The 8,209-nt window shown below is 45.9% G+C and carries 6 protein-coding genes; 4 read left to right on the forward strand and 2 right to left on the reverse strand.

The window, feature by feature from the left end; genetic code table 11:
• Positions 1–107: 107 nt before the first annotated feature.
• Both ppk1 and J7545_RS11680 read right to left on the reverse strand, forming a co-directional pair.
• Positions 108–2,288: a polyphosphate kinase 1 gene (ppk1, locus tag J7545_RS11675; protein WP_318699226.1), complete on the reverse strand. Its 2,181-nt coding sequence runs from the start codon at positions 2,286–2,288 to the stop codon at positions 108–110.
• A gap of 228 nt (positions 2,289–2,516) precedes the next feature.
• On the reverse strand, positions 2,517–3,977 hold the full coding sequence (locus J7545_RS11680; protein ID WP_318719586.1) for an alpha-amylase family glycosyl hydrolase: 1,461 nt from the start codon (positions 3,975–3,977) through the stop codon (positions 2,517–2,519).
• A 318-nt stretch (positions 3,978–4,295) separates the two neighbouring features.
• Here J7545_RS11680 and J7545_RS11685 point away from each other — a divergent pair, with 318 nt between their 5' ends.
• The 4 genes from J7545_RS11685 (at position 4,296) to J7545_RS11700 (ending at position 8,166) form a co-directional block, all read left to right on the forward strand.
• On the forward strand, positions 4,296–4,853 hold the full coding sequence (locus J7545_RS11685) for a YdcF family protein (protein ID WP_413038638.1): 558 nt from the start codon (positions 4,296–4,298) through the stop codon (positions 4,851–4,853).
• A gap of 247 nt (positions 4,854–5,100) precedes the next feature.
• On the forward strand, positions 5,101–5,532 hold the full coding sequence (locus J7545_RS11690; RefSeq protein WP_318699229.1) for an Hsp20/alpha crystallin family protein: 432 nt from the start codon (positions 5,101–5,103) through the stop codon (positions 5,530–5,532).
• Between the two features lie 181 nt (positions 5,533–5,713).
• Complete coding sequence (dnaK, locus tag J7545_RS11695) at positions 5,714–7,627, forward strand: molecular chaperone DnaK (protein WP_318699230.1); 1,914 nt, start codon at positions 5,714–5,716, stop codon at positions 7,625–7,627.
• 185 nt (positions 7,628–7,812) lie between these two features.
• Positions 7,813–8,166: a DoxX family protein gene (locus tag J7545_RS11700; protein WP_318699231.1), complete on the forward strand. Its 354-nt coding sequence runs from the start codon at positions 7,813–7,815 to the stop codon at positions 8,164–8,166.
• The last annotated feature ends 43 nt before the right edge of the window (positions 8,167–8,209 follow it).

The raw sequence follows: 8,209 nt of genomic DNA on the forward strand, positions 1-8,209 counted from the left end.
GTGGTTACTCTGAATCCCCATTAGACCTCCTGTTCATGTAAACCATTTTTCAATTTACCAGGGATCTAATGGAGTGGAAGAGCCTAGAACAGACGGCGATCGAAATCCTAAAGGGTATGCAAGTCCCCTTTTCGGCCTACTTCAGACATTTTCATAAAAATATCTTGCGAACTTTGAGGTTCAGCATTTTCGGGAGGTTGGCATTGGAGATAGGTTCCATCAGACTGAAGTTCCCAAGCATGACGGTTATCGGCAAGCATAACCCCTAAAATCTCTTGCACATCTTTTTGGATCTCTGGATCATCAATGGGGGTAACCGCCTCCACCCGTCGATCGAGATTACGAGGCATCCAATCCGCACTACCAATATAGGACTCTTCAGCGCCCTGGTTGTGGAAGTAAAAGATTCGAGCATGTTCTAAAAAGCGACCTACAATACTAATCACGCGGATGGTCTCGCTCACCCCTGGAATTCCCGGTCGTAAACAACACATTCCCCGGACAATCAGATCGATTTGTACACCCGCCTGAGATGCTTCATAGAGGGCAGCAATCATTTTAGGATCGACTAAAGAGTTCATTTTCGCCACAATCCGAGCATGATGACCATTGCGAGCATGTTCAATTTCCCGTTCAATCAACTCCATCATCCGCGATCGCAAACTCACCGGAGCCACCAACAACTTACGATAAGATCGTTGTCGAGAATATCCGGTCAAGAAATTAAACAAATCCGTCAAATCTGCTCCTAGCTCATCATGGCAAGACAAAATGCCCAAATCCGTATAGAGTTTTGCTGTTTTGGGATTGTAATTACCCGTGCCAACATGCACATAGCGCCGCATCTGATCCGAATCCCGACGCACCACCATCACCACCTTCGTATGGGTTTTCAATCCCACCAACCCATACACCACATGCACCCCAGCACTCTCTAGGGTTCTGGCCCATTGAATATTATTCTCTTCATCAAATCGAGCCTTTAATTCCACTAAAGCCACCACTTGCTTCCCATTTTCCGCCGCTGCAATCAAAGCCTTCACAATCGGAGAATCTCCAGAGGTTCGATACAACGTCATTTTGATCGCCAGCACTTTCGGATCGTAGGCCGCTTCTGTAATAAACCGTTGTACCGTAGAAGCAAAAGAATCATAGGGATGATGGAAAAACAAATCGCGCTCGCGAATCAACTCAAAAATACTAATCCCTTCCTCTTGATCCTCAGAAAAAGGATCGGTTTGTAGGGATCTGAGTCCCTGAAAATAATGGGGGACGATAGGAGACCATTCTGGATCTTTAAGATGAGGTAAAGGAAGCCCCATGAAACTCATTAAATCCCCTAGACCGACTAAACCCTCAACTTCATAAACATCCTCTTCTTTTAAACTCATTTCCTGGATTAACCTCTCGCGAATTTTAGGTGGCGTATTGACCATAATTTCCATTCGCACGATTAATCCACCAATGCGACGTTTACGCAATTCCTGTTCCATCGCCAGCAGTAAATCATCGGCTTCATCTTCTTGTACTGATAGATCCGCATTGCGAGTAATCCGGAAAGGATAATATTCTTGGATATTCATCCCCGGAAATAAAGGGTCTAGATTATGGGCAATAATTTGTTCTAATGGAACACCCATCCAACGAATTTTAGCGGGATCTTCTGAAGAATGATATAACTCAGGAGGTAAGGCTAAAAAACGAGCCAGTGCCCTCGGAACTTTGACCCGAGCAAAATGATCTTCATCGGTTTTTGGGTCATTGACTAAAACCGCTAAATTGAGGCTACGGTTAGAAATATAAGGGAAAGGATGGCTAGGATCGACGGCTAGAGGGGTTAAAACGGGAAAAATCTGCTTTTCAAAATAATTTTGGTAATAGAGGCGTTGGTCTGGAGTGAGGTCAATATAATCAACCAAATAAATCCCTTCTTCAATCAATTTGGGTTTAAGAACTTGGTGAAAATGTTGATGTTGTTTTTCAACTGTTGGATGTAATTGTTGACTAATCTCTAGGAGTTGTTGTTCTGGAGTGCGCCCATCGGGAGTTAATTTATGAACCTCTGCTTCTACTTGTTTTTTCAATCCAGCAATTCTTACCATAAAAAACTCATCAAGATTACTGCTGACAATCGCGAGGAATTTTAATTGCTCTAATAAGGGAGTCCGCAGATCCAGTGCTTCATGTAAAACTCGTTTGTTAAACTCCAGCCAACTGAGTTCTCGATTTAAGTAGTATTGGGCATCTTTGAGATTTAAAGGTGAGGTTGTTTTTTTAGATTTAGCCATTATCAATAAGTGAATTAACAGAGCAAAGTTAACCCCGTATCCCACGATATGAAAATTGTTTTTTTCGGTGAGGTGGGGGATTGGCTTGTATTTTACCTTATTCAGAGAGAAGTACAAAAACTAGAGTTTAAGGGAGTAAGTGAGAAGATAATCTGCTAAATCTGAGCCGATCCCAGATAATGGCTTGCTCGGCTTGGCTGAAGGAGAAACAGATACCGATCCATAGGATTAACCGGCGATCGCCGAAATCCCGAAAACATGGCCTTTCCAAGCGGCAATATCTAAATAGAGTCCTTGGCTGGATAACTCCTCCCCTTGTCGTTCATAATAGGCGGTGCTGATTAAATCTTGAAGAGCATAGGAAACCGGTTGCCAATCCCAGGGAATATGGACATAGCATTGTCCGGGATAGGGTGCATAATTCACTACAACCAACACCCGTTCATGGCGATCGTTGTGCCAACCAAAGGCAATAAAATTAGCCCAAGTGCCGTTATATTCCCATGCAGGAGAGCAGTCCAAGAGCTGCCAGTTCCCTTCCCGCAGTACAGGATGAGACAAGGATTGTAGCAGTTGCTCATAGAAGTGTTCTAAAGCAGGATTGGAGACTTGTTTAGCACTGCGACACAGATGGATAGAAACTTTTTGTGTCCATCCTTGCAACTGCCCATGGTGGAAAAATCGGAGTCCAGGACACAAATAGGTCAACAGAGCCGCTGCTTGATGACTGCCCAAGGGAAATGTGCCCGCAGCGCGGGGTTCATCATGGTTTTCCAGGAAGCGTACAGAGCGCTCTTGATAGTCTAAGGAGGCACTAAAATGTTCGCGGACGGGATGGGCTTGTTGGCTATGGAGGCGATCGTAGAGGCGCTTGTCGTAGGTATAATCAAAGCCTTGTTGTTGCAGCGTCCATTCTAAACCCCAATAGACTTCCGCCATGAAGGTAAAGGTGGGGTGTTGTTGTTTTACGGTCTGGATGGCTGAGGGCCAAAAGGAGTGGGCAATAATGCCCCAAGTACGATGAAAAATGTCTGGCAGGATTAACATGGCCATGTCACAGCGTACTCCATCACAGACTTGGGCAATGGAGAGTAATTCATCGGTCATAGCTGTTAAGACTGCAGGGTGACCATAGTTGAGTTGTAAGGTATCCGGCCAACCGGTAAAGTAGGGGTCTCGACCATGGGCGAAGATGCCTTGGTGAGGAATTTCCGTGTAGTTTTGGGGTTCTCGTTGGCGATCTTCTGGGCTTCCTTGGATATAGAAATCCGGATGCTCTTGTACCCAGGGATGATCGGGGGCAGTGTGGTTGGGGACAAAATCGAGCATCAGTTTGAGACCCCGTTGATGGAGGCGATCGCCAAATTCTTTCAGAGCAGATGAATCGCCAAAGCTGGGATGCAGTTGATAGGCTTTGATCGCAAAACAAGAGCCACAAATATCGCTCTCGGTTAGATCGGGCAGGAGTTCTTTATATTCCCTTACCCAGTCGGGGTTGGTGCGCGAGACTTCTCGTCCTAGGGTTCCCGTTTCCCAGATTCCTAAGGCATAAATCCAATCAAACCCTAGCTTCGCCCATCGATCGAGTTCGCGATCGGGAATATCGTTGAGGGTGGCTGGATGGTTTAATTCTTGGGAGAGATTATGGAGCCGCAGACGGATATTGAGTTGGTAAAGGGTTGGATTCACAGTAAAAGATATTAAAGGGTGTTGAATCAGACAAGCGTATAGTGAAGCAAGACTTAAGTTTCTGGATTTATTGTATCGTGGTGTACTGCACAAAGGCGCGCGATCGATATGAGACGTATGGATCTTGAGGCTAATCCCGATCAATGGGGAGTAAGTTTGAACAAAGAAAGGTGCAACTTGCACTTGAGTGGCGCAATCGGTACGATTGATGTCGGCGATCTCTAGCATCAGTGATGCCCAGAGATACACTCTAGTGCATGATTCAATGGCATTGATAAAACTTTCCCCATGAATGACCCTCTTTCAGTTTCCCAATCTATGCTTAAACCTCGTCATCAGAGGAAAAAATTGTTTTTGAAATTGGCTCTCCTGTTAACAATGCTCTCATTTGCCTACAAAGGAATTAGGAGTTATTTTCAAGAACCTGACGCGATTTTAGTCTTGGGAGGTTCGGTAGTCCGGGAACAGTTTGCGGCTGATTTTGCTCGCCAGCATAGTCATTTGGATATCTGGATTTCTGGGGGAAGTAATCCAGAATATGCACAATGGCTATTTGCGGAAGCGGGGATTAGTTTGCGGCGACTCCATTTAGATTATGAAGCGGTGGATACGGTGACGAATTTCACGACTTTAGTCGATGAGTTTAAGGCTAGGGGAATTGATAGTGTTTATTTAATTACTTCAGACGATCATATGCGCCGCGCTCAAGTCATTGGCCAAATTGTGTTTGGCAGTCGGGGGATTGAATATAAACCTTTATCTGTACCTTCTGGACGAGCACCAGAACCGATGGAAAAAGTTTTTCGGGATGGGGCAAGGGCCATTTTATGGGTAATGACGGGAAAAACTGGATCGAGTTGGAGAGACTGGTTTTGAAGAATTCAAGAGAAAACGCTAGTGGGTAGGGAATAAAGAGTAATGCAGTAATTCTAGGTTCTGATGATGATTGCCATTCGTGCCTATTGCCTATTACTTTGTGCCGGTCTTCTACAACAAGTCTATGACCTAAATTGGGTGAAAATTCACCAGGTTTGATACGGTTTGCCCTCCTGTGTCAAAGGGTTCCAACCTTTAGGATAAGAGCAGTATAAATCACTTACCCAAGGTCAACAGGAGGGTAACTATGATCGCGATGATGCATGTCCAACCGATGGAACAAAAAACACTCTATCAACCGGCGATCGCCTGGCAAATCACATCCGAAGGTCTGATGCTGCACGTTGAAGCACCGGGAATTCAAGCCAAAGATCTCGATATTGAAGCAACAGAAAAAACCCTAACCGTGCAATGGACTCGTCATCTTCGTTCTGACTCGGTTGCTCTCTATTCTGAAGTGAAGTATGGGCAATTTCGGCGCTCTGTAGCTCTACCGTTTGCCATTGAGCGCGATCGCATCGAGAGCCAATTAAAGCACGGCATCCTGACTCTGAACCTGCCCAAAAAGCAAAAACCCCAACCGGTCAAAATCACCTTGGGTAAATCGACTCTCTCTCAACCCGAACCCACCCCCTTAGAAACACCCGTCAGTTTAGACGAAGACCCTTGGGCAGCTTAAGTGCAACTGCTCCCCAGGTTCGGTAAACCGCCCTTCATCGCAAGGGCAAACCCCCCTCAGTATAGGGCAAGAGGTCTTTATACTGAGAACGGCCCATCCTCAAAGCAAAAGATTTATAGAGCGCTCTCAGGCCCAGGCCGGAATCCTTAGTAGTTAGTAAAGTTGGAGTGCAAAAACTCTTATGGCTAAAGTAGTTGGAATTGACTTAGGAACAACAAACTCTTGTGTGGCAGTAATGGAAGGGGGAAAACCCACTGTTATTGCTAACGCAGAAGGTGGACGCACCACTCCTTCTGTCGTTGCTTATGCTAAAAATGGCGATCGCCTCGTCGGACAAATTGCCAAACGGCAAGCCGTAATGAACGCCCAAAATACCTTCTATTCCGTCAAGCGATTCATCGGCCGGCGCTACGACGAAGTCGGAACCGAATCCACCGAAGTTTCCTACGAAGTCATCAAAGAAGGCAACAACGTCAAACTCAACTGTCCTGCTGCCGACAAAAAATTTGCCCCCGAAGAAATCTCCGCCCAAGTCCTGCGTAAACTCGTCGATGATGCCAGCAAATACCTCGGCGAAACCGTCACCCAAGCCGTCATTACCGTTCCCGCTTACTTCAACGACTCCCAACGGCAAGCCACCAAAGACGCAGGTAAAATTGCTGGAGTTGAAGTCCTGCGGATTATCAACGAACCCACAGCCGCATCCCTAGCTTATGGATTAGACAAAAAGAGCAATGAAACCATTCTCGTCTTTGACTTAGGGGGGGGAACCTTCGACGTATCGATCCTAGAAGTAGGCGACGGTGTATTTGAAGTCTTATCCACCTCTGGAGATACTCACCTGGGTGGGGATGACTTCGATAAGAAAATTGTTGATTATCTGGCTGCAGAATTCCAGAAAACCGAGGGGATTGACCTGCGTAAGGATAAACAAGCCCTGCAACGGTTAACCGAAGCGGCTGAGAAAGCTAAAATTGAACTCTCCAGCGTTACTCAAGCAGAAATTAACCTACCCTTTATTACCGCTACCCAAGAGGGCCCCAAACATTTAGACTTGACTCTAACACGGGGTAAATTTGAAGATTTATGTGGAGACCTGATTAAGCGCTGCGCCATCCCTGTAGAAACAGCCCTCAAGGATGCCAAACTGGATAAATCTGCCATTGATGAAGTGGTACTGGTTGGAGGTTCCACTCGGATGCCTGCGGTTGGAGAAGTGGTGAAGAAAACCCTTGGTAAGGAACCCAACCAAACCGTAAACCCCGATGAAGTGGTGGCTGTTGGCGCTGCCATTCAAGCTGGGGTATTGGCTGGGGAAGTTAAAGATATTCTGCTGCTGGACGTAACTCCCCTGTCCCTTGGAGTGGAAACCCTCGGTGGTGTAATGACCAAGATTATTCCCCGTAACACGACTATTCCTACCAAGAAATCGGAAACCTTCTCTACCGCAGTTGATGGTCAAACCAATGTAGAAATTCATGTTCTGCAAGGGGAGCGGGAAATGTCAACTGACAACAAGAGCTTGGGAACCTTCCGCTTGGATGGTATTCCGGCGGCTCCCCGTGGTGTTCCCCAAATTGAGGTGACATTTGATATTGATGCCAATGGTATCTTGAATGTGACAGCTAAGGATAAGGGAACGGGTAAGGCTCAGTCGATTAGTATTACCGGAGCTTCGACACTCGATGAGCGGGAAGTCGATCGGATGGTGAAAGAAGCAGAAGCGAATGCCGATGCGGATAAGGAGCGGCGCGAGAAAATCGATCGCAAGAACCAAGGGGATCAACTCTGCTATCAAGCTGAGAAGCAGATGGAGGAACTCGGTGATAAGGTTCCCGCAGAAGATAAAACCAAGGTCGAAGGTTTGGTTAAAGACTTGCGTGAGGCGATCAGCAAGGAAGAGGATGAGAGCATCCAATCCCTGACCACTGAACTGCAACAAACCCTCTATGCTATTGGTAGCAGTGTCTATCAACAGGCTGGCGGTGATGAAGCTGGTGCACCGGGTGCTGATGCTCCCCCTCCTGGAGGTGATGCCGGTTCTAATGGTCCTGATGATGATGTAATTGATGCTGAGTTCTCGGAAACGAAGTAGTTTTTCTATGATTTCTGAGTCAAAGTGGGTAATCGCTTAAAATCAGGTATAGGGGGCAGTGCCCCCTATTTGGGTTAAACACAGTCTAAAGGCAAGTAATTTTCCAGTTAACAAGGGGTTCTCAGCTCCTTGCTTCTCAAGGAGCAATTGATGTAAGCATCTGAGTAAAAGGATATAGGTCTACCATGGAAAAAATGGAAAATTTCTCATTACTTGCAGGACGAGCATTTCTGGTGGCTATTTTTCTCAGATCTGGGATTCAGAAAATTCTTGGCTTTAGTGGCACTGCATCAGTGATAGCGTCCAAAGGAATTCCTGTCCCAGAATTCTTCTTAATTTTTGCCATTCTATTTGAGTTGATTGGCGCAATATCGATCCTCGTGGGTTATAAGTCTCGGTGGGGAGCGCTGCTTTTGATGATCTTCCTAATCCCCACTACCTTTGATAAATATTGCGATTTCTATAGAAATCTATTTTCAGATGTTAGAAGTTATGAGGCATTCAAGGAACTTCATGAAAATAGTGGAATTAGGTTTTGAGATTAAAGGAGTTCTATCAGATAGCTTGTATGGAGAAAGTGAA

The sequence above is a fragment of the Roseofilum sp. SBFL genome (genome assembly GCF_017746885.1).
In the GTDB taxonomy this organism is placed as follows: Bacteria; Cyanobacteriota; Cyanobacteriia; order Cyanobacteriales; family Desertifilaceae; genus Roseofilum.

Excerpts from the sequence above, each read along its gene's own strand:
- ppk1 (WP_318699226.1), bottom strand. The coding sequence starts at position 2,288 with ATGGCTAAATCTAAAAAAACAACCTCACCTTTAAATCTCAAAGATGCC.
- J7545_RS11685 (WP_413038638.1), top strand. The coding sequence starts at position 4,296 with ATGCTTAAACCTCGTCATCAGAGGAAAAAATTGTTTTTGAAATTGGCT.
- J7545_RS11690 (WP_318699229.1), top strand. The coding sequence starts at position 5,101 with ATGATCGCGATGATGCATGTCCAACCGATGGAACAAAAAACACTCTAT.
- dnaK (WP_318699230.1), top strand. The coding sequence starts at position 5,714 with ATGGCTAAAGTAGTTGGAATTGACTTAGGAACAACAAACTCTTGTGTG.
- J7545_RS11700 (WP_318699231.1), top strand. The coding sequence starts at position 7,813 with ATGGAAAAAATGGAAAATTTCTCATTACTTGCAGGACGAGCATTTCTG.